This window comes from Mucilaginibacter sp., assembly GCF_965201005.1.
Classification (GTDB): Bacteria; Bacteroidota; Bacteroidia; order Sphingobacteriales; family Sphingobacteriaceae; genus Mucilaginibacter_A.
The window spans coordinates 1793326-1817403 of the sequence record NZ_OZ241747.1 but is presented as its reverse complement, the minus strand read 5'-3'; the positions used below and the strand labels follow the sequence as shown (position 1 = coordinate 1817403).

Annotated in this window: 20 protein-coding genes and 1 tRNA gene; 4 read left to right on the top strand and 17 right to left on the bottom strand. The window is 41.2% G+C overall.

What is annotated here, in order from left to right; all coding sequences use genetic code 11:
- Window positions 1–27: 27 nt before the first annotated feature.
- From ACOFKR_RS08415 to ACOFKR_RS08385, 7 genes are all read right to left on the bottom strand, one after another.
- A complete protein-coding gene (locus ACOFKR_RS08415; RefSeq protein ID WP_419803576.1) occupies window positions 28–894 on the bottom strand; it encodes a hypothetical protein in 867 nt (288 codons plus the stop codon).
- Between the two features lie 12 nt (window positions 895–906).
- Window positions 907–2157, bottom strand: coding sequence for a YdcF family protein (locus ACOFKR_RS08410; RefSeq protein ID WP_419803575.1), 1251 nt, complete (start codon window positions 2155–2157; stop codon window positions 907–909).
- A gap of 195 nt (window positions 2158–2352) precedes the next feature.
- A complete protein-coding gene (locus ACOFKR_RS08405; RefSeq protein ID WP_419803574.1) occupies window positions 2353–5133 on the bottom strand; it encodes a bifunctional YncE family protein/alkaline phosphatase family protein in 2781 nt (926 codons plus the stop codon).
- A 389-nt stretch (window positions 5134–5522) separates the two neighbouring features.
- A complete protein-coding gene (locus tag ACOFKR_RS08400; RefSeq protein WP_419803573.1) occupies window positions 5523–6869 on the bottom strand; it encodes a histidine-type phosphatase in 1347 nt (448 codons plus the stop codon).
- A gap of 153 nt (window positions 6870–7022) precedes the next feature.
- Window positions 7023–8429, bottom strand: a complete 1407-nt coding sequence (locus ACOFKR_RS08395; protein ID WP_419803572.1) for a hypothetical protein — start codon at window positions 8427–8429, stop codon at window positions 7023–7025.
- Window positions 8430–8439: 10 nt separating this feature from the next.
- Window positions 8440–11223, bottom strand: coding sequence for a TonB-dependent receptor domain-containing protein (locus tag ACOFKR_RS08390; RefSeq protein WP_419803571.1), 2784 nt, complete (start codon window positions 11221–11223; stop codon window positions 8440–8442).
- Between the two features lie 423 nt (window positions 11224–11646).
- Window positions 11647–11719: transfer RNA gene (locus ACOFKR_RS08385), tRNA-Phe, on the bottom strand.
- Between the two features lie 145 nt (window positions 11720–11864).
- On the opposite strand from ACOFKR_RS08385, the gene ACOFKR_RS08380 reads away from it, so the two are divergent.
- The 3 genes from ACOFKR_RS08380 (at window position 11865) to ACOFKR_RS08370 (ending at window position 14568) form a co-directional block, all read left to right on the top strand.
- A complete protein-coding gene (locus ACOFKR_RS08380) occupies window positions 11865–13160 on the top strand; it encodes a 4Fe-4S dicluster domain-containing protein (RefSeq protein ID WP_419803570.1) in 1296 nt (431 codons plus the stop codon).
- 51 nt (window positions 13161–13211) lie between these two features.
- Window positions 13212–13997, top strand: coding sequence for a (Fe-S)-binding protein (locus ACOFKR_RS08375; protein WP_419803569.1), 786 nt, complete (start codon window positions 13212–13214; stop codon window positions 13995–13997).
- Window positions 13998–14082: 85 nt separating this feature from the next.
- Window positions 14083–14568 carry an ABC transporter ATPase gene (locus ACOFKR_RS08370; RefSeq protein WP_419803568.1) on the top strand — a complete coding sequence of 162 codons (486 nt, stop codon included), beginning with the start codon at window positions 14083–14085 and terminating at the stop codon, window positions 14566–14568.
- A gap of 131 nt (window positions 14569–14699) precedes the next feature.
- Here ACOFKR_RS08370 and mtgA read toward each other — a convergent pair whose 3' ends face one another.
- The 10 genes from mtgA to ACOFKR_RS08320 all read right to left on the bottom strand — a co-directional run bounded on the left by mtgA (window position 14700) and on the right by ACOFKR_RS08320 (window position 22001).
- Window positions 14700–15377, bottom strand: a complete 678-nt coding sequence (gene mtgA, locus ACOFKR_RS08365; protein ID WP_419803567.1) for a monofunctional biosynthetic peptidoglycan transglycosylase — start codon at window positions 15375–15377, stop codon at window positions 14700–14702.
- A gap of 127 nt (window positions 15378–15504) precedes the next feature.
- Window positions 15505–15948 carry a 50S ribosomal protein L9 gene (gene rplI, locus ACOFKR_RS08360; RefSeq protein WP_419803566.1) on the bottom strand — a complete coding sequence of 148 codons (444 nt, stop codon included), beginning with the start codon at window positions 15946–15948 and terminating at the stop codon, window positions 15505–15507.
- A gap of 11 nt (window positions 15949–15959) precedes the next feature.
- Complete coding sequence (gene rpsR, locus ACOFKR_RS08355) at window positions 15960–16223, bottom strand: 30S ribosomal protein S18 (RefSeq protein ID WP_174289911.1); 264 nt, start codon at window positions 16221–16223, stop codon at window positions 15960–15962.
- A complete protein-coding gene (rpsF, locus tag ACOFKR_RS08350) occupies window positions 16223–16591 on the bottom strand; it encodes a 30S ribosomal protein S6 (protein ID WP_419803565.1) in 369 nt (122 codons plus the stop codon). The genes rpsR and rpsF overlap by 1 nt, the downstream gene beginning before the upstream one ends.
- Before the next feature lie 134 nt (window positions 16592–16725).
- A complete protein-coding gene (locus tag ACOFKR_RS08345) occupies window positions 16726–17331 on the bottom strand; it encodes an HAD family hydrolase (protein WP_419803564.1) in 606 nt (201 codons plus the stop codon).
- Window positions 17318–18778, bottom strand: coding sequence for a hypothetical protein (locus tag ACOFKR_RS08340; RefSeq protein WP_419803563.1), 1461 nt, complete (start codon window positions 18776–18778; stop codon window positions 17318–17320). Before ACOFKR_RS08340 ends, ACOFKR_RS08345 begins: the two co-directional genes overlap by 14 nt.
- The gene (locus tag ACOFKR_RS08335) at window positions 18775–19647 is read right to left on the bottom strand and encodes a UbiA prenyltransferase family protein (protein WP_419803562.1); all 873 of its coding nucleotides are present in this window, start codon (window positions 19645–19647) and stop codon (window positions 18775–18777) included. Before ACOFKR_RS08335 ends, ACOFKR_RS08340 begins: the two co-directional genes overlap by 4 nt.
- Before the next feature lie 59 nt (window positions 19648–19706).
- A complete protein-coding gene (locus ACOFKR_RS08330; RefSeq protein ID WP_419803561.1) occupies window positions 19707–20666 on the bottom strand; it encodes a glycoside hydrolase family 43 protein in 960 nt (319 codons plus the stop codon).
- Window positions 20667–20735: 69 nt separating this feature from the next.
- On the bottom strand, window positions 20736–21338 hold the full coding sequence (locus tag ACOFKR_RS08325) for a Uma2 family endonuclease (protein WP_419803560.1): 603 nt from the start codon (window positions 21336–21338) through the stop codon (window positions 20736–20738).
- A 51-nt stretch (window positions 21339–21389) separates the two neighbouring features.
- Complete coding sequence (locus ACOFKR_RS08320) at window positions 21390–22001, bottom strand: hypothetical protein (RefSeq protein ID WP_419803559.1); 612 nt, start codon at window positions 21999–22001, stop codon at window positions 21390–21392.
- 119 nt (window positions 22002–22120) lie between these two features.
- Between ACOFKR_RS08320 and ACOFKR_RS08315 the strand changes: the two genes are divergently transcribed.
- Entirely contained in the window at window positions 22121–24040 is a 1920-nt protein-coding gene (locus tag ACOFKR_RS08315; protein ID WP_419803558.1) for a DNA polymerase III subunit gamma/tau, read from the top strand.
- Window positions 24041–24078: the final 38 nt, after the last annotated feature.

Here is a 24078-nt window from a genome sequence, read left to right as displayed (position 1 = left end):
AGTTTAAACCAATGCTTCTTTTATCGGCTATAATTCTGATTGCATTAAATTAACATTATGTGTTTTGGAAGATGTAACGGCAATCCCTGTTTTTAAATTACCCAAGAAAGCAAAACCTTCCAATTCATCTGTACGATCGGTTTCTATTACTTTTACCACTGATTCTTTTCCTACTGTAATAGACTTTTGCAGATCAACAAAAGTAAACCGCCATTTTTTTCCTTCAACCTGATTCTGGATCAGCACCAAAATATTGCTGTTTTTCACCCAGAAAAGATTTTGCACCCATGGCCCACAGCTAAACTTTTTGTATAAAACACCTGGTGCAGAGGTTTTTGTACAATTTTTTAAAGCCTCCGGGTTGTACAAACGCACTTCATTTTGCTTGTTGCCATAATCTGCCGTGGCCACAAACCAATTACCTTTGTATCGCACATATTCCGGCCGAGTTCCCTGTATGCAGGCATCGTCATCAATGGTTTGGATTATGTTGCCGTCAAGCGTTGCGGTTTTTAACAGTCCGGGCCAGTTTATGCAATAAATAACCGCTTTCCATCGTGTTCCTTCGGGGTTTAAGCGGATGGAATTACCGATAAAAACCGGCGCGTCACCATGAAAAGCAATCCCGGTCGGATGATTGATTACATCTTTGCCGCCAACCGTAAATTTGTATTCTTTGTGCTGATAAACCAAGCTATTGCCAGTTATTTTAAACTTGCGCATCATGCCAACTTCCCTATCGCCATAAAAATAAATAGCTCCGTTTTGATAAGAAACGCCCTGACAGGCACCAAGGGAATCAATGGTGATTTCCTGCTTTATTTTCAGATTTGGCACTTTTTGAAAACCATTCGTCAACCCAAAACAAAACAATATACAAACAAAATATTTCATAAATTTTAATATTTAAGGGTCCAGCGGCTCATCGGCATTTATCTGCAATGCTTCTTTTACGGGGTAAAATTCCTGGTCGTTGTCACTAAGCCGTTGCCCGGTTTTGTACGGCACATAATGCAATTCTTTCAGACAGCGCGCCGCCATCTTGGTAATATAATAACTTTGGGATTTTGTGGTTGAGGTGAGAAACGGTTGATTATCAGGTATTTTATATTGATAAATCAGCCGGGCACAGTTGCGCATATTGGTAGTGGTGTGGCGGGCGTGCGGCTCCATCAAAATGGCGTTTTCGGGTATCAACAGTGTTTTTATCAGGTATTTTTTCATCTCCTCCGCCTCGCAAAACCTGGTTTTATACGGATGCACTTTGCCGCCGGAAACCATAATAAACGGTGCCATTCCTTCCAGGTAATGATGGGCGGCAATGCGGCAGCGCAGCATCCCTTCGGCACTTAAAGCTTCTTCCGGCATTTCCGGCCCGGCTCCCGGCACTAAAATCAACGTGTATTTATAGTTTTTCCAGTTGATGGTTTTAATACGGCCAACCGCTTGCTTGTTAACGGTTTCGGCCATCGGCTCAAAATCCCCTGCCTGGTCCCGGTCATTGATTTCGAGACAACGCAAAGCATAAATCAGCGAGGGCAAAAAAAACAGCTTAGTATCTTTACAATCCTGCAAAACGGAAGCCGAACAATCATACAACAAATCAGCAGCCGAATTTGTATACACCTTAAAACTGATAGAATCTATGGCCGGATAATTGGGTTTTTTACCTTCCGCATAAACATCAATCACGCGGTTAATGCCGGCGGCATCTTGTTGCCAGGCTTTTTGCAGCAGGTTTTCCGGCTTTAAACCATCATAAAAACTGTATTTACCCGAAGGGATCAATTGTTGATTGACTAATATGCCCAGGGCATTTTTAGGCTGATATAACTTTAACAGTTCATCGCCGATCAGTGTAATTTCCGCGTCTGTAAATTTAGCTTTTTCTGCAAAACACATACTGTTTTTACAGGCCAAAAGTGATTGCCGCAAGCTGTCTGTTTTGGCAGAAGCGATTTTTGAGAACACCAAATCATTTTCCAGCATTTTTTTTACCTGCGGAGATTGCTGCATCAGCGTAAGCAGAAAGTAGTTTTTAGCCTGAACATATTGCTGCCGGGTTGATAACGGTAACGGCCTTTCCAAAGTCTGGCCAAATGAAGAAAAGCCGATCAGGAGAAACAAAACCGGTACAATGCTTTTTTTAAACTGCATATTTGATAATCTAAAAACTTCGTCAGAGCTGATAAAACACATCTGAAAATCAAACGGTTACAAGCAAATTATACCTCTATTTTAATCGCCACAACCGCCAGACGCTAAAGGCAATGCAGTTAAAGTTTACGCCGATGCTTCTTTTATCACCTGTTTTTTGGCAAAAGCCTTAACTGCCAGCTTTAAACAGCAGCGTCAATCGTCATCCACATCCTTGCCTGCTAAATTGGCCGGATAAGGCTTTTTCCCTTTGGCCGAAAACCAAATAATCCGGTTCATCACATCATCGTTTCCGCCATCAATATGATCGTATTCCGGCCGGAGTGAAAGTTTGGCAAAATGCAAAGCCATCCCTTTTAATGCGGCTAATTTGGGGTTAAGCTGATCAATCGGCATCTGGTTGGCCAGGCTTTGATAGGTTTGGGCAGAAGGTTTGGCGGTAAAACATTTAAACATCGGCAAAGCGGTGGCATCCATCACGTTCATCGGCGGGATTCCCAAAATCTGCTCGATAGAGCGCACCATGCTCACCTGGTTATAATTGGTAGAGATTTTATGTTTGAAAACCGAATACGGGCTCACTACAAAACCTGTGGTCCGATAAGCCGAAACATGGTCCCAGCCCGCCTGCGAATCATCTTCAGTTACAAAAATAACCGTATTTTTCCAGAAACGGCTTTTGGTAACGGCTTCAATCATCCGCCCCAACGCCAAATCGTTATCGGCCACCATCGCTGCCGGCGTAGGGAAACCGGGCCGTGTGCCCACTGTATGATCGGAAGACAAAGCCATCACCATTAAATTCGGCAGCTGGTCGCCCGGTTTTTTTTCATACTCTTTCAATTCGCTGATAAAGGCTGTTGCCCGTAATTGCTCGTTCACCCGATGATCGTCTGATCCCGGATAATTTTGCGACAACATGGGCCGAACACGCGAAATAGTGCTTGTGTTGTAAAATTTGAATGGTTTTCCGGCTTTGTAATTTTCATAAATTGCTGTCCAGTTAAGCTTATTGTCAAAATGCGGCTGACAAGCTTCGCCGTAAATGCGTACCGTTTTGCCATGATCGGCGGCATTGTTCCAGATAAAACCATTGCTGTCGTACACCAGCGCATCTTCCTGCACGTGCGGGTAACTGCGGAACCAGGCACGCACACTTTTCTCTACGTAATCGGTCACCATTGCCGCATCCGTCCATTGGTGGCCTTCGGCAGAACATTTTCCGGAAGCATAATAATTGTCCAACAGCAAAAAATTACGCGCCAAACTGTGCTGGTTCGGGGTGATCTGGTTGCCAAAAATACAAAGCGACGCTTGGCCGTTCCCTTCCGGCATATCGCCCAAAACCTGATCGTAAGTGCGGTTTTCTTTGATGATATACAGTACATGTTTAAAAACCGAAGGTTCGCCAATACGCTCCGGCATAGGTTTCGGGGCGATGTTTTTGCGCGGAAGCAAGCGTGCAATATCCTGCCTGAAAGTTAAATTCAGTGTTTTCACCCGTTTGGTATATTGATCTAATAGTGATTGGTTTGGGATGGAAATAATCGAAACCGTGGCTTTTTGGTGATGTGAATTGTAAGCCTCAACATCTGCATCTGCCGGGACCGGGGCTGCCGCAACCGAACCTACCACAGATTTACCGGTCGGAATTGCGCCTGCGGCAACTTTTACGGCCGGTTTTGTAGCCGAGGGCACGGCACTGGTTGGTATTTCGGCCCTGGCACTTTTGCCCGTTTCACTGCTGCCCACGCGGGAACCTTCCCCTTCCAGATTGGTCACAAAAAGCGTTTGGCCGTCAACCGCCAGTCCTCCTGGATACGCTTCCGTTGGCACAAAACCCAAAACCTCACTTTTGCCCGAACCTGCCGATGCTGTTTTTACGCCTAATTTTATCATGGCCACAGCATTGTCCATTCCGTTCGCCACGAACAAAATTTTATCATCACCGCTTAAAGCCAGCGCGTTTGGCGTATCGCCGATAAAGCTGTTTTTGCCAGGCATTAATTTTACCGGGATTTCTTCCACCGTTTGCAGGTTTTGGGCAGAAATAACCGAAACCATATCACTGTTGCCATTGGCCACATAAATAAACTTACCATCGCTGCTGTTGACGATGGCATTCGGATGCAGGCCAACGGTTATTTCTTTCAAACTTTTTCCGGTTTCGGTATCAAAAACAGAAACCGTACCGCTGGCGGTTGCGCCGGTTTTTGGGTCGATATATGTTTTGCCGTAAGGCACGCCCGCCGTTTCGCGCGTGGTATCGGTTGGGACCGGGCCGCCCCAATTGCTCACAAAAATTTTATTTTGCACGATACTGATGCCGTATGGTGCCACGCCGGTAGGCTTCGTCCACACGGTTTTACTGTTTTTAAGGTTGATTTTTACCAGCTGATTATTGCCGTTCAAAACAACGTATAAAAAGTTTTCGCCATTTTCCGGGTTAATAAAAACCTCGTTGGGCAACGCTAACGGCGATGGTTTTTCGGGCTTAAAATCAAGTACGTTCACTACTTTTAACCGGCCATTTTCCCAGGAAGCCTGCAACACGCACGAACGCGACCTGGAACCGTTGGAAACCGCCGCACTCCAGAAAATATAATCAACGTTATCAATTTTACAAACTTTCAAACCTGAATACGTACTCATCAAACCGGTCAGTTTTGGGTCGTCGCTGTAGGTCCACCGGCCAACAACTTTCTGCGTTGTGGTATCAATCACTGCTATCCCGTACCGGTCCTCCACCACAATTTCGCTGCTGCCCGCAATCAGTTTCACGTCCATACTGTGGTTTTCCAAGTCCGGACTGCCAAAAGAAACCACTTTGCCTGCCGGGTCAATCAAGCGGTTATACGGCATCATCACCGGCAAAATTTTGTTGGTCAGCGTGCTGTCATCATAACTAAAGTGCATATTCTGCTCTTCATTTACTGCGTTTTTTTTGTTTTGGGGCGGATGACAGGCGGCAAGCATCAACCCAAAACAGATAACACACAGGCTGGGAAATTTTTGTTTAAACATGCTGCAAAATAAAAACAAATCTGTTATGCTTTAAGGTTTTCTGCGGAGAAACCAGGTTTTATTTTTCAAGGCAATACTGTTTTTACCGCCTGATTTTCCTACTGAAAAAAGGTTAGTAAAAGAAGCATCACTTCACCTCAAACCTTCTCCCAAAAAGTAAAGTTCATGCTTCTATTATCGCCCTTGATTATGGTTTCAAAACCTGGTTTAAACGAAAATATTTTTGTTAAAAAGCGGATCATACTTTACCGTTTTTTAGGTGATAAAAGAAGCATTGCAAATATAAATCTGAACAAGACCAAACTGCTACCTATGATTTTAACCGGCAGTTTAAACCTACCTCAATGTAAGTTTTTCAAATACAAAACCATGTCTGTGCCCAACTTTATATTCCAGGCAGAAAGCTTTTTCAGGTAAAAACCTTTCAAATCATCCCAGGTATAAAACGGGAAATTTTTTGTGGCCAAACCAGTAATAGGTATTTCTTTCTCGTTCAGCAATACTTTTATCAGGCAATTTTTAGAACCTTTTTTTCGGTACAAAACCCACTGAATGTTACTGCTTAACGGTGCAATGTTTTCGGGCCGCCAAAACTGGCTCAGCTTACTTAAATCGGCTACCGTTTTATCGGCAGAACTGATGTCCAGGATTGCGGCGAAAGGCAAAATGGTTTCTGCATGTGCAAAACGCAACTGCGCATTGTATTTTCCGGTAGCTATAAATTCATCTGTTGTTTTAATAAAATTGATCAGCAGCGGCACCGCAATTTTTACCTGGATACCGTTCAGGTTATTTGCAGGTCCTTTTTTTAAATAATCTTCCGCTGCCCCGACCGAGCCCAAATGCCCTAATTCTTCGCAGGTAAAAATAGTGCTGAAATTTAACTCTGCGGTGGAAAACCCGGCCCGGGCAATTTCATTTTGCAGTGAATAAACAATTGTTGCAAAGCCAAAAATTTCGGCAGTAAACTTTTCGGTTTCATCTGCACTAAGTTTTTCTGCAAAAAGCGGTTTAAAAATATTTTTGGCTATTCTATTGTCAATCAGATTGATCCGTTCTTGCTTTTGCAGCAGTTTCAGGTTTTTTTTAACTGCATCACTTTTTTTATACACATCGTAAGCTGGCGAAAAATCGTAAAAGCGCAAGTTGGTATCGTCCGTAATTTTAGTGATCAGCGGTTTGTTTGAGGTTGATGAATTTATACCGGTAAAAAAAGCATCGGCACTTTGCGCCGTCCGGATTTCTTTGGTAACAGAAAGTTTAATGTTTAACGGTTCCTCAAAAACAGTAGGATATTGGTGCACCATCCGCCCGGCAATGCCATGCAACTCCGCCCGGCCTTCTGCAGAGATAAATTTGGTATTTCCTTGCTCAACTTTTTCCAGCTTCAAAACCATTTGTTTCAGCTCCTGCCCTTTTTCCGTTAAACCATGCAAGCTATCTGCCCGAAACAAAAGCTGATAAGCGTAATTGGTTTTTATATTTTTGGTGAGGTGCCGCGCGCCGTGCCGACCAACATAATTGATAAAAACCGGTAAATAACCGGCCGGAGCGGCAGCACTTGGATTCTCCGGTTTTTGGTATAAGGTTTTGGTACCCAAAAATTCAACTTTGCAATTTTGGGCGGCAACAGTTTGTGCCGTGTTAAAAATAAATATTGGTATAAAAATCAGTTTAAGTAATTTCATTTTTTAAGTTGAAGGAAATGTGTCTCGGGTTGATCTGAAAGGTTTACATGCTTCTTTTATCGCATAAAATTAGTCAGCTATAACGGTTTTTTGTCATCAATGTAAACCGATAAAATTTATACCGATAAAAGAAGCACCGGTAAAAACAATTGCTTAATGCAGATTGCCATTTCCGCCTTCCTGATAAGCACCGATATCTTTTCCGGGAAGCGTAACGTCTGCACCGAAACTGCCGGTTGTGGTTACTGCTTTTAGCGGAGAAAAATCTGTTTTGGCTTTGTTGATCCCGGGCGAAGCTGTCTGTAGATTAAAATTAGCTGCACCAACCGCAAGTAAATTATAAGGTTGCAGATTGGCTGTTACCGGCCCCGGATTAGTTGTAAAGTTATACTTGTTTACATCATAACCGTAAAACATCGGGCTATTTTGTTGTGGTATGGCTGAAATAACATCAGTTGATTTTGAAACGCCGACACCTTTACCAATGCCATCGCTTGCATAAAACTGACCAACAATTGCTGCCGAGTAACCATAAAAAAACTGGTTGCCGTAAACCACATTTGCCACATCGGCATCGTTGGTAATACGCACACCAAAGCGGCAGTTAACAATCAGGTTGTTGTAAACTAAACCTCTGGCACCGGCTTCGTAATCAATACTGCCGCCGCGGCCGGTTTTGGTTTGCCGGTAACCACCGTTTACAATGGTGTTGTTGTACATGTTTACGTTGCATTGCGTTCCGGATGTGCCCGAATCAGAAGCTTTTAAAGCATTTGTGGCCGAGCCGATACACATGTTAAAAGCCAGATCGCCAACGGTGCCGCTTTTCATGTTCACAAACTCGCCGCCTGCGCCGCCGCAAAGTTCAAACGTGTTGCGCATGATGCTGATTTTGCCGCCAACCACCCGGATATTGTCATCTTTGGCCCCAAAAAACCAGGAATCTTCTACAATAAAATTCTTTTTGATGTTGCCAAAATAGATATTATAGCGCGGATCGCCCTGTTTGTAAACGGCAGTTTCATTATTGGCACCGGCGGGAGAACCTGCAAACTCTATATGTGTCCACTTGATAATCACATCACCACCAGCTGGCGTTGGGTTGGCTGCAGTTGGCGCGGCGGGCGTACAAACCATGCCGCCCCACCAACCCTGGAAAACATTGGTGTAGTTTTGAGCTGCGGCCTGCGTGTGCAGATCGGCAGCGTTTTTTACGGTGATATAATTGGGCTGCCCCTTTGTCCCCAAGCTGATAAATGTACCATGGTTAAAAATTTCGGGTGCGGTTGCGGCCGTTTTGCCATCGCCCAGGGCAATCAGCTTAACACCGCTTTGCATCAGCAAAGTATCACCATCGTTTATGGTAATGTCGGAATTAAAATAATAGGTTTTGCCACTTAGCATTGTACCTTTTACACTGCCTTTCAGCGTATCAGATTTAATGGTATTTCCGGCCTGCACCACCGGAACAGAAATATCCACCAGCTCTGCTTTGTGGCAGGCGTTCAACAGCAGCATTAATCCGCCGGCCAAAAGCAAATATTTTAATTTTTGATTCATAGTGATGGAATTATAGTTTATAGCGCAATCCGATCAGGTAATGTTGCTGATAAAGGTCTTTTCGTACAAAAGTATTTTGTCCGGCAGTTTGCAGTTCAACAGCTTGTGCCGATGTTGGATATGGCCGCCTGATTTCCAGTTCGTAAGGCGTGTTCAGCAAATTGGTTGCTTTGGCATAACCGTACATTTTGTTGAACAGGCGTTTTTCGATGGATAAATCCAGCGTGACAAAACCTTTCTGCCAAACATCATTTTGGTAATAGGTAGAAACCGTATTAATACGCGCGCCGGTGTAAACCACTGAAACCTGGGCATCAAAACCGTTTTCAGGCTGCTTATACAAAAAAGAAAGGTTACCGATGTTTTTGGATTGCCCTTGCAACGGCCGGCTTTGCAGTACCGTACGATTAGTTAAAAAGCCTTGCGCATCGCGGTAATCCTGTATTTTGGTGGTTGTAATTTGCGAATTTGTAAAAGTATAATTTGCCCGGATACCAAAGTTGCGCAGGTATTTGGTTATATCCAGTTCGAAACCATAATTGTAACCTGTACCAAAATTATCAGCTTTTAAAACGTAATTTAAACCAGATTTTTCCAGCGTGTATTCAATTGGGTTGTTGATGCGTTTGTAAAAAATACCTGCCAGAAACTGGTCTAATGCTTTCGGAAAAAATTCATACCGCAAATCAAAGTTTTCCGCAGTTACACGTTTTAAATAAGGATTGCCAACTTCCTGATAATCGGCATCCGGATCTCCGCCGGTATGCGGGATCAGCTCATAAAAGCCGGGTCTGCTGATGGCCGAATAATAAGTCAGTCTTAAATTCTGCCGCTTGTTCAGCATGTATTTAAAATTTAAACTCGGCAGTAGATCAAAATATTTGATAGAACCGGTTTTGCCAACCTGTGTATTTGGTATTGCACTAAACCAGTTTTGGTTGGTATGTTCGTAACGCAAACCACCCAAGGTTTGCAATTTGCCAATGATAAATTTAAACTGACCATATCCGGCACCTACATTTTCGGTAAAATTATAGTTCAACGCATCGTTGGATGTTCCCTGAACGGTAGAAACCACAACCTTGTTCTCATCAATATTTCCGTTGTAAGTTTGGGTTGAATTAGAAACCGGCAATGCTAAGGTATAGTTATCATAAGTGCTGTTCCGGGTTTTGTTGCGGTACATGCCACCGGCACTAAACTCTACTTTTGTTCCAAAAATCCGGGGGGCGTAAATAAAGTTTAAATAACCGCTTTTATCCTGATCGGAATTGTAACCAAAAATCCGGGTTTGCCCTTTTAAAGCATCCACAGTAACTGGCTGTTGTAAGGCAGAACCATCTGTTTGCAAAACACGGCCGGTAATTAGGGCAACAGAAGAGCGGTTATCATTTGCCGTAGCTTTAGAATACACTGCCGACCAATTGATCCAAAAGTTTTTTGCTGCCTCGTGGTTTCCCTGCAAATTAAAATTATACACCTGCTGGATCGTGCGCACCGTTCTGGGAACTTGGGTAACCCGACCGTAACCAATGCCGGTGCGGCCCAAAGTTAAGCTGGTATCCGAGTTAAAACGATACTGGTTTTGGGTGAGGTTGATGTAAGATGCGTTTAAAGTGAGGTTGTTTTCTTTGTTAAATCTATAATCAAACTTGGTAATTACCGCACTTCTCGCCTGCTGTGTGCTGTAGTTTCTGCGGGAAATACTTTGTACGGCCGGTTCGTTGGTTGCCGGGGCAACCTGCGTATCAAAAAAAACGCTGTTGGTGTTTTTATACTGGTTTTGATAACTGAAGGCTGCAATCGCCCCAAACTTTTTATCATTTGTCCGGCCGCCTAAACTTAAATTTAATAACGTAGCCAGCGGTGCTTTTATATTACCAAAATGCTGCGGTATGTTCGGGAAATCTTTTAATGTGGCAATGTAATTGTCTCCGTTACTGATGCGTGGTGAACGGCCGGAACCGGTGCTTTGGTCAAATTTAGTGAAACCGTTTGCCGCGATACTTTGCGCATAGGCCGTGCCCAGATTGGCCTGTACGGTAAAAACATCGGGTGCATTTTTTAGCACTAAATTTACCACGCCGCCAATTGCATCACCTTCCATATTTGGGGTGAGGGATTTATAAACTTCCAGACGGTCAATAATATCTGCCGGGAAAATATCCAGCGGTACATAACGGTTTTTGTTATCCGGACTTGATATTTTGATGCCGTTTACCAGCGTAGAAATGTAGCGTTTTTCCATCCCGCGGATAATCGGATACTGCGCTTCGCCGTTGTTGCTGCGCTCTACAGAAACTCCGGAAACACGCTGCATCACGTTGGCCACCGTAATATCTGGCGAAACCTCAATCGTTCTGGCTGAAACCGCGTTTAAAACCTGGTCTGACCGCTGCTCGATCCGCCTTGCTGCCTGATCTGTGCCGCCGCCGGTTTTGCCTGCAATCGTTACTTCTTTCAGGCTGGTGTTTTTGGCCTCCAACTCGAGGTTGGCGGTTTTTACTTCACCTTCTGCAACGGTAAATATTATTTCGGTATCCGAATAAGAAATAAATTTTCCTTCCAGCTCATAACTTCCTGCCGAAACATTTTTAAATAGGTAACTGCCGTCCAAACCTGTAGCAGTAGCAGTTTTACCGCCTGTTTTAGTATTTTTAAGGGTGATTACCGCGCCAATCATGGGTTCGCGGCTGCGCTTATCAGTAATCGTACCTTTTACAATGGCAGTACCGGCAGCAAAAGCAATTGTAGAATAAATAAAGAGCAGCAAAAGAAGCAGGTATTTTTTCACAGGTGCGTGTTTGCTGCAAAAAAACATTTTTGATGTGAGAAGCATGTAAACATATCATTAACTTATCGTTATCATACTTCATTTGCCAGTAAAGAATAAGGTACTGTTGATTTTTGCTCAGCCAGGTTAATTATACTTCTTTTAAGCGTGTAAATTTTGCTTAAATAATTCTTACTGATCAAAAATCAGTATAAAACCACCAAAAAACAGGCAGTAAAAGAAGTATATAATATTTCTGAATAGATTAGCTCAGCGTTTAAAATAAAAAATTGTACTGGTTTAAAATGACTGGTATGGCCTAAAAACTTTCATTTTTGCCACAGCCCTGAACTTTTCCTGATGAAAACACAAAACATTGTACCAATGCTGCGTCAACAAAAAAGGCCACATGTTTTTGAACATATAACCTTTTAATTTTAAGTGTGGTACCAGCTGGAATCGAACCAGCGACACAAGGATTTTCAGTCCTTTGCTCTACCAACTGAGCTATGGTACCCCCTGTTTAGGGTTGCAAATGTAGTGTGTTTTTTGATTTTTTAAAATCTTTTTCAAAAAAATACTTTGAAGCCGGTTTTCATTTAAAAAGCAACGCATTATAAAGCCAAATCCCTAATTTAGGATTTTGATGAGGTAAAAACAGCATGGCTCAAATTTTATTTATACTGCTTGCCACAGCGGCAATTGCACTTTTTATGCGCAACTTGCTCAAAATCAGGCGCAACATCCGGTTAGGGCAGGCACTCAATCGCTCCGATCATCCTGCAAAACGCTGGAAAACGATGCTCAAAGTTGCGCTCGGCCAATCTAAAATGGGCAAACGCCCCGTTGCCGCCCTGCTGCATTTATTGGTTTATGCCGGTTTCGTTATTATCAATATTGAAGTTTTGGAAATTGCAATCGATGGCATCTTCGGAACGCACCGCATTTTTGCCGGATTGGGAAGCTTGTACAACTTTCTGATCGGCAGTTTTGAAATCCTGGCCTTACTGGTTTTGGTTAGTTGTATAATTTTTTTGGTACGAAGGAATATCCTCAAATTAAAACGGTTTTCGGGCCGGGAAATGGCGGCCTGGCCAAAATCTGATGCAAATTATATTTTATTGGTGGAGATTTTGCTGATGACCGCTTTTTTGACCATGAATGCTGCAGACCATCAATTACAGCTGCAAAACAATCTGCATTATATCCGCGCAGGTGCTTTCCCGGTAAGTGGTTTTTTTAGTCCGGTGCTTCTTTTATCCACCAAAAATTTGATTTTGCTGGAGCGTTTTTGCTGGTGGTTCCACATCGTCGGTATTTTTGCTTTCCTTAATTATCTGCCCTACTCCAAACATTTTCATATTTTGCTGGCTTTCCCGAACACGTATTTTTCCAACCTCAGCCCGCAGGGAAAATTCAACAATATGGCTTCGGTAACGCCCGAAGTCATGGCGATGCTTGATCCGGGTTTTGTTCCTCCGGAAACAGAAAACATTGCCCGTTTTGGGGCGAAAGATGCAACCGATCTCACTTGGAAAAACTTAATGGACGCTTACACTTGCACCGAATGCGGCCGTTGTACCGCGGTCTGCCCGGCCAATATCACCGGAAAACTGCTTTCCCCGCGGAAAATAATGATGGACACGCGCGACCGGATTACGGAGATCGGCCACAATATCGATCAGCACGATGCTTCTTTTACCGATGAAAAAACCTTGCTGGACGATTACATCAGCCGCGAAGAAATTTGGGCCTGCATCAGTTGTAATGCTTGTGTAGAAGCTTGTCCGGTAAACATCAATCCTTTAGAGATCATCACCGAATTGCGAAGGTTTGCGGTGATGGAAGAATCCAAAGCACCGCAAAGTTTAAACAATATGTTTGCAAACCTGGAAAATAACGGTGCGCCCTGGAAATATCCGCCTTCTGATCGTTTAAATTGGGTGACAGAAAACTGATTATCAGCCAGTTGTTGATAAAATTTTAAGCTGAACTTTTTACAGATAAAAATGAATCCGATACAAACCATGGCCGAAATGGCCGCCAAGAACCAGCAGCCTGAAATATTATTTTGGGTTGGCTGCGCCGGAAGTTTTGATGCACGGGCACAAAATATCACGCGTTCCATCTGCAAAATTTTACAGCACGCGGGCATCAGTTTTGCGGTTTTGGGGGAAGAAGAAAGCTGCACCGGCGACCCGGCCAAACGCGCCGGAAACGAGTTTTTGTTCCAGATGCAGGCGATGATGAACATTCAGGTTTTGGATGGTTATCAGATCAAAAAAATCGTGACCGGCTGTCCGCATTGTTTCAACACCATCAAAAACGAATACCCAAACCTGGGCGGAAATTACGAAGTGCTTCATCATACACAACTCATTCAGCAACTGATAGATAGCGGAAAATTAAGAACGGAAGACGGTGCTTCTTTTACCGGCAAAAAAATCACTTATCATGATCCTTGTTACTTAGGCCGCGGCAATCAAGTTTACGAAGCACCACGAAAAGCTTTGGAAATTTTGGATGCCGAACTGGTGGAAATGAAACGCTGCAAAAGCAATGGTTTGTGCTGCGGGGCGGGCGGCGCGCAGCTTTTTAAAGAAGCTGAAAAAGGAAGTAAAGAAATCAATACAGAACGTGTGGAAGAAGCAGTTGCCACCAAAGCCAATATTGTAGCGGCTGCCTGTCCGTTTTGTATGACAATGCTGAACGATGGCGTAAAACAGCTTCAAAAAGAACAGGAAATTGAAGTGCTGGACATTGCCGAAATTACGGTCCGGGCAAATGGTTTGTAATTGTTTATCCATTTAAGTTGAAAAAAACTTTGACCGAAAACAAAAAATTACAACTATAAAACAAGCATTCGGTTAAATTTGCATTATGGAATTTTCACCCAATTCAAAAGTTTGGATTTATCAGTCTGATCGGGAATTTACAAGTTCAGAAACGGCCAGGCTTGAAACCTCACTTCAGCAATTTGCACAAACCTGGACGGCACACAACCAGCAGTTAAAGGCATCGGCACAAGTTGTTTTTAACCGTTTTGTTATTTTGCTGGTTGATGAAAGCCAGGCCGGGGCAAGCGGTTGTTCTATTGATAAATCCGTCCGTTTTCTAAAAGAAGTGGAAACTGCGTTCAACGTCAATCTTTTTGACCGTTTTCAAACGGCTTATTTTGAAGATGGACAAATCAAATCTGCCAATCGGGAAGAACTGGAAGTTTTATTGCGCGAAGGGAAAGTAAATGCCGGAACAATTGTGTTTAACAATATGGCTTCAAACTTAGCAGATTTACAAACCAAGTGGCAGGTTCCGTTCAAAAACAGCTGGCACAATCGTGTGTTTGGAAGTTTGGTTCAAGCCTGATTCATTTTGTTATTTCAGCCAAAGGGAGAAATCTTCATTAAAAAACGATGCTTCTTTTACAGGTGTAAATTCATGTTGATTTACTGAAAAACCGTTTCTATTGATGGAGTAACAAATGCTTCTTTTATCACCTAAAAATCAAGCGGACCCAATCTTGCCATGTTTTTCATGATAAGATAACTGCGGTGCCGAATATATCTGGTTGGTTTTGCCGGCGACCATTTCAGCGGATTTGGGAAAACGCCCGCAATCAATGAAGCTTGTTTTTTGGTAAGAGCTGAAGCCTTGCAATCAAAATATTCCTGCGAAGCGGCTTCAATCCCGTAAATTCCATCACCCATTTCAATTACATTCAAATATACTTCCATAATGCGTTCTTTGCTCCATAAAGCTTCAATCAGCATCGTAAAATAAGCTTCAAAAGCCTTGCGCACATAAGAACGGCCGGGCCACAAAAAAACATTTTTTGCCGTTTGCTGAGAAATTGTACTTCCACCAATCAACTTTTTACTGTGCTGATTTTTCTCGATTGCAAGTTCCATTGCTTTTAAATCAAACCCATGGTGTTCAAAAAACAATTGATCTTCGGCAGCAACTGCAGCTTTTTTTATATTGATGGACATCTGGTCAAACGGAACCCAGGTTTTATCGATTTTCCAGGTTTTTCCGGCTGATTTTCGTTCAAAACCACGGTCGATCATCAGCAATGTTATCGGTGGATTGACAAAACGGTACAGCAAAACCCAAAGAATTGTTGTGCCGAAAAAGCCAATCAAAATTAATTTCAGCAGATATTTAAACAAACGCATTTGGTTTCAAATATAAATAAGAAAGGTGCCCGATTGCTCAGACACCTTTTTTATTTTGGCTAATTTTAAGTGATAAAAGAAGCATCTTAAAATTAACCAAGATACCAGATTTATCAAATTTAAAAGCTTACTCTGCTACAACCGTAAACGGAACTTTTACTTTTACTTCTTTGTGAAGGTTTAAGTTTGCAGTGTAATCACCAACAAATTTTGGCTCGCTGTCAAAAGTAATTTTCCGGCGATCAACCTCAAAACCTTGTTTTTTCAACGCATCAGAAATCTGGATGGTATTGATTGCACCGAAAATTTTGCCGCTTTCGCCGGCTTTTGCACCAATTGTAAGCGTTACGCCTTCCAACCTGGCCGCAATGGCATCAGCATCTTTGCGGATTTTTTCTTGTTTAAAAGCAGCTTGTTTCAGGTTTTCGGCCAAAACTTTGCGTGCAGATCCGGTGGCCATACTTGCAAACCCTTTCGGGATCAAATAGTTGCGACCGTAACCCGGTTTTACGTTTACTACATCATCTTTCTCGCCGAGGTTCTTGATGTCTTGTTTTAATATAACTTCCATTTCGTATCCTCCTATTTTAACGAGTCTGCAACGTAAGGCAACAAACCAATATGGCGTGCGCGTTTTACCGCCTGGGCCACTTTACGCTGAAATTTTAATGAAGTGCCGGTTAAACGACGCGGCAGTAATTTGCCCTGATCGTTAATAAACTTGAATAAAAAGTTGGCGTCTTTATAATCAATGTACTTGATCCCGTTCTTTTTGAAACGGCAATATTTTTTACGGTTGTCCTCTACTTTAGGGGCGGTAACGTATTTAATCTGATCGTTTGCCATTATCTTGCTGCGGCCTCCTCAGTTTTAGGTTTGCGCTGATTAAAGGCACCGCTACGTTTTTTCTCATTATAAGCGATGGCATGTTTATCCAGCGAAATAGTTAAAAAACGAAGCACGCGCTCATCACGGCGAAACTCGGTTTCCAGTTTATTAATTAGTTCACCCGGGGCCTTGTATTCAGTTAGGTGATAGTAACCTGTCGTTTTCTTTTGTACAGGGTACGCTAATTTTCTCAAACCCCAATTATCCTCCTGGACAATTTCGGCTCCGTTATCAGTAAGGATTTTAGTGAATTTGGCAATGGCCTCTTTCGCTACTTCTACAGATAACAACGGGGTAAGAACGATTACTGTTTCGTACTGTTGCATTCTTTGCTGTTGATATTTAATGATTTATCCGCCAAAAAGCGGAGCGCAAATGTAGGAAGAAAAACGGATTTATCAAATCCAAACCCGCCAATTTTTAGGCGATAAAAGAAGCACTGATTTAAAGCCGTGTTTTATTACTTTTTGAAATAACGGTAAAACGGATCGGTTGCCAACGCCAGCATTTCACGGTCGCCTTTACTGTCGCCATAAACATAAATCTTTGTAAAAGAAGTTAAGTTTAAAACTTCTTTTTCGATACGGTTTACCTTTTCCTCTCCATAACAATTTGGTGTTGAAAACTTTCCGGTAAGCACTGCATTTTCAATATCCAATTTTGTAGAAATTAATTTAATAGATTGTTCTGTTGCAAATTGCCGTACGATTAAATCAAAGTTGGCTGTTACAATATAAACTTGGTGCATACTGTTTTTATGCCATAAAATTTGGGTTAGCGCATCTTTTTTCAATCTAAACCTCAACTCCGTTTCGTAGTATTTTTGTATAGTGCTTTTGAAAAACTCTATCGGTTCATCTTTAAAAAGCTGACTAAAAATCAATTGTTTGGCTTTTTCATTGTTCAAAACTTTAATCAGATACAACGCAAAATACGGGGAACTGTAAATTATTTTTTTGGGCGATAAACCGGTTTTTAAACGGTAAAAAAGATAATCCCAAAAAATATCACGGTTGGTTATCGTTCCGTCAAAATCAAAAAAAGCAATGGCTTTACTTTCGTTCATAAACCGCCGTTTGAAACCAGGGATAAGTATTGCCCAAAGGTATTTTCCAAAATTTTGGGTGCTTTTTAATGAAATTGTTTTCAATTAGTTTGAACCCGGTTTCCGGTTTTGGTTCGTTGGATCCGGAATACAATTGCTGCACAATTTCATATTGCACATTTGTGTCCAGGTTGTTCATCGTAATGTTTTTATATTCATCCAAGCAATACGGCCAAAGCGAAAATGAAATTGCAATCTTTTTGTTTTTTGGGTTGAGCTGATAAATTTTGATAAACTCTTTACGAAAATCCGCACCGGAAACCTGCTGATCTTGTGTGCTGAAATACAATAATGTTTTCCGGATAAAACCTGTAGAATTTACAAACAAAGTTAAAACCAATATTGAAGTTGTGGTTTTCAAAAAAAGGTTTGAGAAATTCCGTCTGGACATTTCTGCATAAATCACAAACAAGATAAAGAAAAATAATGGCGATAAAACAAGCATGTTGTAATTCATCGGCATATCTTTAAATGAAAAATAAGAAACCAGAATTGTTAAAATCAGCAACAATCCAAGTACAATAAATTTATTTTTTTTGACCAAAAGATATCCAACATAAAAAATTGACAACAAAAAATTAATAATTAGAAATGGCGCATAAGCATAAGTGATATAAAACTGAACAAAGTTTTTAAAACCGCCGGTGCTCACCCGGTTCAAGATCACATTTTGCGAATGCTTTTGCAAACTATGGATCAATTCCGAAATATGATATGGATACAAAATAGTAAAAACACTTAACACAATTGCAAAACCAATTAAGGTTTGTACAATAGGTTTGAATTTGAAATTATTGTGATAAACTAATAATCCAACCGTAATGATCATCAGATAAAAAGTGGAAATTGGCGAAGTGATCAGATTTAAACCAACTAACAACCCATTGTTAAAATTACAGGATTTTTTACTTTGATAAATATTGTTCAACAAAAAACAGGAAATAAAAAACTTGCAAAGCACTTCCGGCCGCCCTTCCTGAACGCCATAAAATGAGAACAATGCAACCAGCCAAAGTATTGTAAAAAGATATAGGTTGCCGGAAAGTTTGATACTGTTTTTACGGACAAAAATTGCAATACTTGATAAAAGTACATGCAAACTCAGGTTATCTATCAATGTTAAACTTACGGCCATGTTATGATAAAACCCTGGCATTAAGTGGTTTATAAATGCAATTACATAAGGGAACAAAGGCGGATAAAACAAAAACCGGTGCTGAATTGGATCCAAACCTGCATCATACAACGGATTGATCAGTTGATGAAAATGATTGATAAAATATGCCGTTGGTAAAAAACATGTTGAATCCTGGATAAAACCCGGATAACCATTAAAAGCAAATAAAAAAGTTAAAAAAATATAAAATACCAGCAGGAAAACTATTATTGTTTTGGGTACAGTATTCATTTCAAATAAATTAACAAGGCAAAAGTAAGCAGCCAGCAAAAAATACTTAATTGAACAAACCGGTCTTTCGTTAAAATTTTAACCGGCGAACCACTTTCTTTTTTTACAAATGTGAGTTGCAGGTAACGCAATAACCCAAGTAAAACAAATAAAGTTGTAAAGTAGGAATATTCCCCAAGCCGGGCAATTATTTCCGGTGAGATGATATACATGATATAGCAAACCAACATTACACCGGTTAACATAGACAACACAATTTGCAAAAATTCTATGCTATAACCGTGGATAGAGCGCCTCACCTGTTTATTTACATCTTTTGCCATCAGAAATAAATCGTCCATCCTTTTGGATAATGCCTGAAACATGGACAACAAAAAAACCATAATCATCAGCCATTTACTTACTACAATTGCACAAGCTAAACCACCGGCAATTACTCTTAAATTAAAACCGATACTGATAATTGTTACATCTATTAAAGCAAAGTTTTTAAGTTTTACAGAATAAAAAACGTTCAAAACAAAATAACACAAAACTACACAACCAACCTGTAAAGAACTGCCAAATGCAATTGCCAAAGCACTGATTACAAGGATGACAGATAAAAAATAAGCTTCTGTTTTTGTTATTTTTCCGGATGGGATTGGCCGGTTTTTTTTAATCGGATGCTGCCTGTCGAAATCAATGTCCATCAAATCATTAAAAATATAAATGGAACTTGCAACCAGGCAAAAAGCCAGAAACACCGGCAAAGATTTGACAAACTTGGATCGATCAAACAATTCCCCGGAGAAAAAAAGCGGTAAAAATATGTAACAATTTTTGAGGTAATGCGATACGCGAAAAAGAGGCAGGTATTTTTTAAGCATTCATGTAATACGTTGAAAAGGTTGCAAAGTAGCGGATCAAATTTACAAAGTTGGTTTGATCAAAATCCAATCCTGTTTTCAGCTTTGGATGGCGAATTATTTTGAATTGATGGCCAGCCTTCTTCGTTATAAATTACTTTATCCATACACATTTTACGCTTAAAAACTGTTGTGTTTTTTATATATCGGTCTTGCGTATCTACCGCATGATAAATGATCCAATCCTGACCATCCTGATCTGTTAAAATACAATTTTGGCCCGGCGAGTCCCAGTTTTTATCTGGTTTTAAAACCAAATGATCTGCAGGAATCGGTTCAAAAGTTTTCTGCGGGTCATCACTCCAAAAAATACTTACGGCATAACCGTTTTCAGCCCAGGTATTATCACCGGAAACCCATAAAAAATAACGGTCAAACCTGGGCTGATAAGTTACAAAAGCACCTTCGCGCAATGTTTCAAATTTTACACCGGGATTTGGTTGTAAAACAGCTATTGGTTTACTGATGAACGAAAATCCGTCATCAGCCAGTTCCACTACGCTGATTGGCTCGTGTGCAGAGCCGTAATACAGCAGGTTTTTGCCGGATTTTGTATCATAAAAAAAGCATGGATCAATCATTTTATAGGTAGAACCGGGCACTTGCGCCAACGGCTTGCCAATATCTATAAAACCATGCGGTTCGTTGGAAACGGCCAAAGCCAGGCACATGCCATCTTTGGTATCCGGCTCGGCAGCATAATATAAACGGTACTGATTGCCAACTTTTACTACTTGCGGTGCCCAAAATTTATTGCAGGTTTTGGCCCAGTTTGGCGGTTCGGTCAATGCACCAACCGGTTCTGTCCAAGTAATTAAATCTTCAGACTTGGATAATTGTATATTGTTGACCGTTTGCGAAAATTCATCATGCGTGGCAAAGGCATAATATCCTTCGCCAGGAACATGGATGACAGAAGGATCCGGAAAATCAGCATTGATAATTGGATTGGTATAAATAGTTTGTTTTGGTCCGCTCATTTATTTTTGTTTTGGATATCGATAAAAACGGATACTGTTTTTATGCATGTAAAAACAGTATCGGTAAAATTAATTGTTTGTTCCGTCAGAGCGGTCGGCAAAAACTTCATCCAAATTTAAAGCAAAGTTTGGTAAAATCGGACTGGTAACTTCATCGCCAAAAGTCAGTAAATTAGTAGGCTGAAAATTTCCAGCTTCATCCAAAACATATTTAAAAAACGTTTTTTCCTGCGGATGGATGATCCAATATTCTTTTACACCTGCTTCTTCATAAACCTCAAACTTGTTTTTCAACTCCTTTTTGTTGTTGCCGGGAGAAAGGATTTCCACAACAATATCAGGCGCGCCGAGACAACCGCGGTCATCAATTTTACCTGTATCACAGATTACACAAATATCAGGTTGCAAAACCGTGGTGATCTCTTGGTCTTTTTTGAATCTGTGGATCAACCTAATATCAAAAGGGGCTGAGTAAACTGCACAAGGTTTGTTTGTTAGATATATATGTAATTTGACAAATACTTTCCCAAAAACCCGCTGATGAATTTCTGCCGGAGCTGGGCTCATGGGGAATATTTTCCCTTTGATCAACTCCAGCCGCTCATCAAAAGTCCATTTTAAGTAATCGGCGTAGGTGTAAGTTTTGGTCAGGTCGAGATCAGAAAACTGCATCGTGATAACATCTTTAATTCCAAAAATACAATAATTCGGATTGGTTTTTTGCTAATAATGCTTATGATAACCCAGGCCAAGAACCAAACCAATTGCTACATAACTGTATTTTGATGCATTGCCCGAAATTTTCAGCCCAAAACTCCTGCCAAAACCTGTGGGTTTTCCAACCGGAAACACATAATATACACGATATCGGCTTTTGTTTTTTTTAAATAGTTTAAAGTTCAATTCAAAAGGTAAGCCCGCGTAAGAATCACTTTTTTTTGTAAGATTGTAGCTATTGTCGTATGTTTTTTCGACATGATAATTGTAAGATACACCAACAGAAAAGCTAACCGAATACCCACTTTTGATGTGCCTTAAACCATATAAAAGATCAAGTTCGTTAGTATAATTTCGATTTGTAATAATTGGGATCGGGATGATCGGGGCAAGTATATTTATATCAAGGTTAGAGAGGTTTGATGCCCGAAATGTCAGCAAACTGTTTTTAAATTGATAATTTAAACTTCCGCCTGTTTCTAAACCTGTTAATCCCGCCACCGCGCCACCGAAGTATAATTCAGCAAAAATAATCGGGTTTGTTTTCACAGAGTCTTGTGCGAAAATTGGCTTAACCGAAAATCTAACCACACAAAGTATAATCAGTAATTGCTTCATAAAATTTAGGTTGAAAGAGGGACACTAACTTATAAAATAATATTGGTGGATTTTATACCGGTAAAAACAGCATCACAACGCGTTTGCACAAACCCGGCGTTCTGTTTAACTTCGTGCTGATGGATAATTTTGTTGTTTCTGCCCGTAAATATCGCCCGGTTACGTTTGAAAGTGTTGTGGGCCAGCGGCATATCACCGGAACGCTTAAAAACGCGATCAAAAACAATCAGCTGGCGCAGGCATTTTTATTTTGCGGACCGCGCGGCGTGGGCAAAACCACTTGCGCGCGCATTTTGGCCAAAACCATTAACTGCACCAATCTGCAGCCCGATATTGAAGCTTGCGGCGTTTGCGGTTCGTGCCGGGCTTTTCAAAACGGAAATTCTTTTAATGTGCACGAACTGGATGCGGCCTCCAACAATTCAGTGGACGATATCCGGAACTTGATTGAACAAGTGCGCATCCCGCCACAAGCCGGGAAATACAAAGTTTATATTATTGATGAGGTGCACATGCTTTCTCAGGCCGCTTTCAACGCTTTTTTGAAAACGCTTGAAGAACCCCCGCCCTACGCCATTTTTATCCTCGCCACAACAGAAAAACATAAAATTTTGCCAACCATTTTATCGCGTTGCCAGATTTTTGATTTCAACCGGATTCAGGTGGACGATATGACGAAACACCTCGAATTTATCGCCCAAAAAGAAAACATCAATTATGAAGAAGACGGCCTGCATATCATCGCCCAAAAAGCGGACGGCGGTTTGCGTGATGCCTTGTCGATGTTTGACCAAATTGTCAGTTTTTCTGGCGGAAAAGAGATCACGTACAAATTGGTAATCGATAACCTGAACATCCTGGATTATGATTATTATTTCAGGCTGACCGATTGTATTTTGCAGGAAAACACGCCGCAAAGTCTGCTGATTTTGAACGAAATCCTGGCGAACGGTTTTGATGGTTATCATTTTATAACCGGCCTGGCCAGTCATTTCCGTAACTTATTGGTTGGCAAAGATATAGCGACATTAAAACTGCTGGAAGTAAGCGAAAGCATCCGCAAAAAATACGAGCAGCAGGCACAAATTGTGTCGGCATCGTTCTTGGTTTCGGCCTTAAACCTGGCCAATCAATGCGATCTGCAATATAAAATCAGCAAAAACCAGCGTTTGCAGGTAGAACTTGCTTTGATCAAAATGTGCCATATCAATGCTGCTTTTAACCTGGTAAAAGAAGCATCAGGTTTGGGGCGAAACACGGAGACAGAAAAAAAAAAGCCTGAGCCGATAATTGTTCCTCCGCAGAAAACTTTGGAGAACCCAACGACTGAAATCAGTGTAAAAATTGATCAAACACTGGCCGAACCTGCCATCAAAATCCATGATGAACCAAAAGTTACAGTTTCTGAATTGGATGAAAAACCTGCCGAAAAAACACCGGTAAAAACAGTATCGCCAGAAATCACTCAACCTAAAACAGAACTCAATCCCACTGAAAAAACACTCGTAAAAACAGCATCGGCAGAGTTTGTCCCGGAGAAGCAAACGGTATTTATCCCAAACCTCAACCTCACTTCCGCTTCCGTAAAAATCCCTTCTTTAAAAGATTTGGGGAAAACAGTTTTAGAGGAAAAAACGGATGATGACCCTTACTTGAAAGGTACTGATACAGAGGATTTTACACAGGAAGAGTTTTTTAAATTATGGTCTGAATATGCCTTAAAAGCAAAATCAGAAGATAAAAGTATGACGCTGCTTACTGTTTTTAACAACCAAAAACCCGTGATGCTGCAGCCTTACGTTTTTGAGCTGGTGCTTGAAAACAAATCGCAGGAAAGTGTTTTTAGGGACGATAAACCTGGTTTAATGAATTTTTTACGTTCAAACTTGAAAAATTTTAACCTGGAAATACAAACCCGGATTGAAGAACAATCCGGGTCGAGAAAACCGTATTCGCCGATAGAAAAGTTTCAGTTTATGGCGGCTAAAAACCCGGAACTGGCTGAGTTGAAAAAGCGTTTTAACCTGGAGATTGATTAGCTTTTCAAGCCCTCACTTTTGAGCGGGTTTGGGTGAGG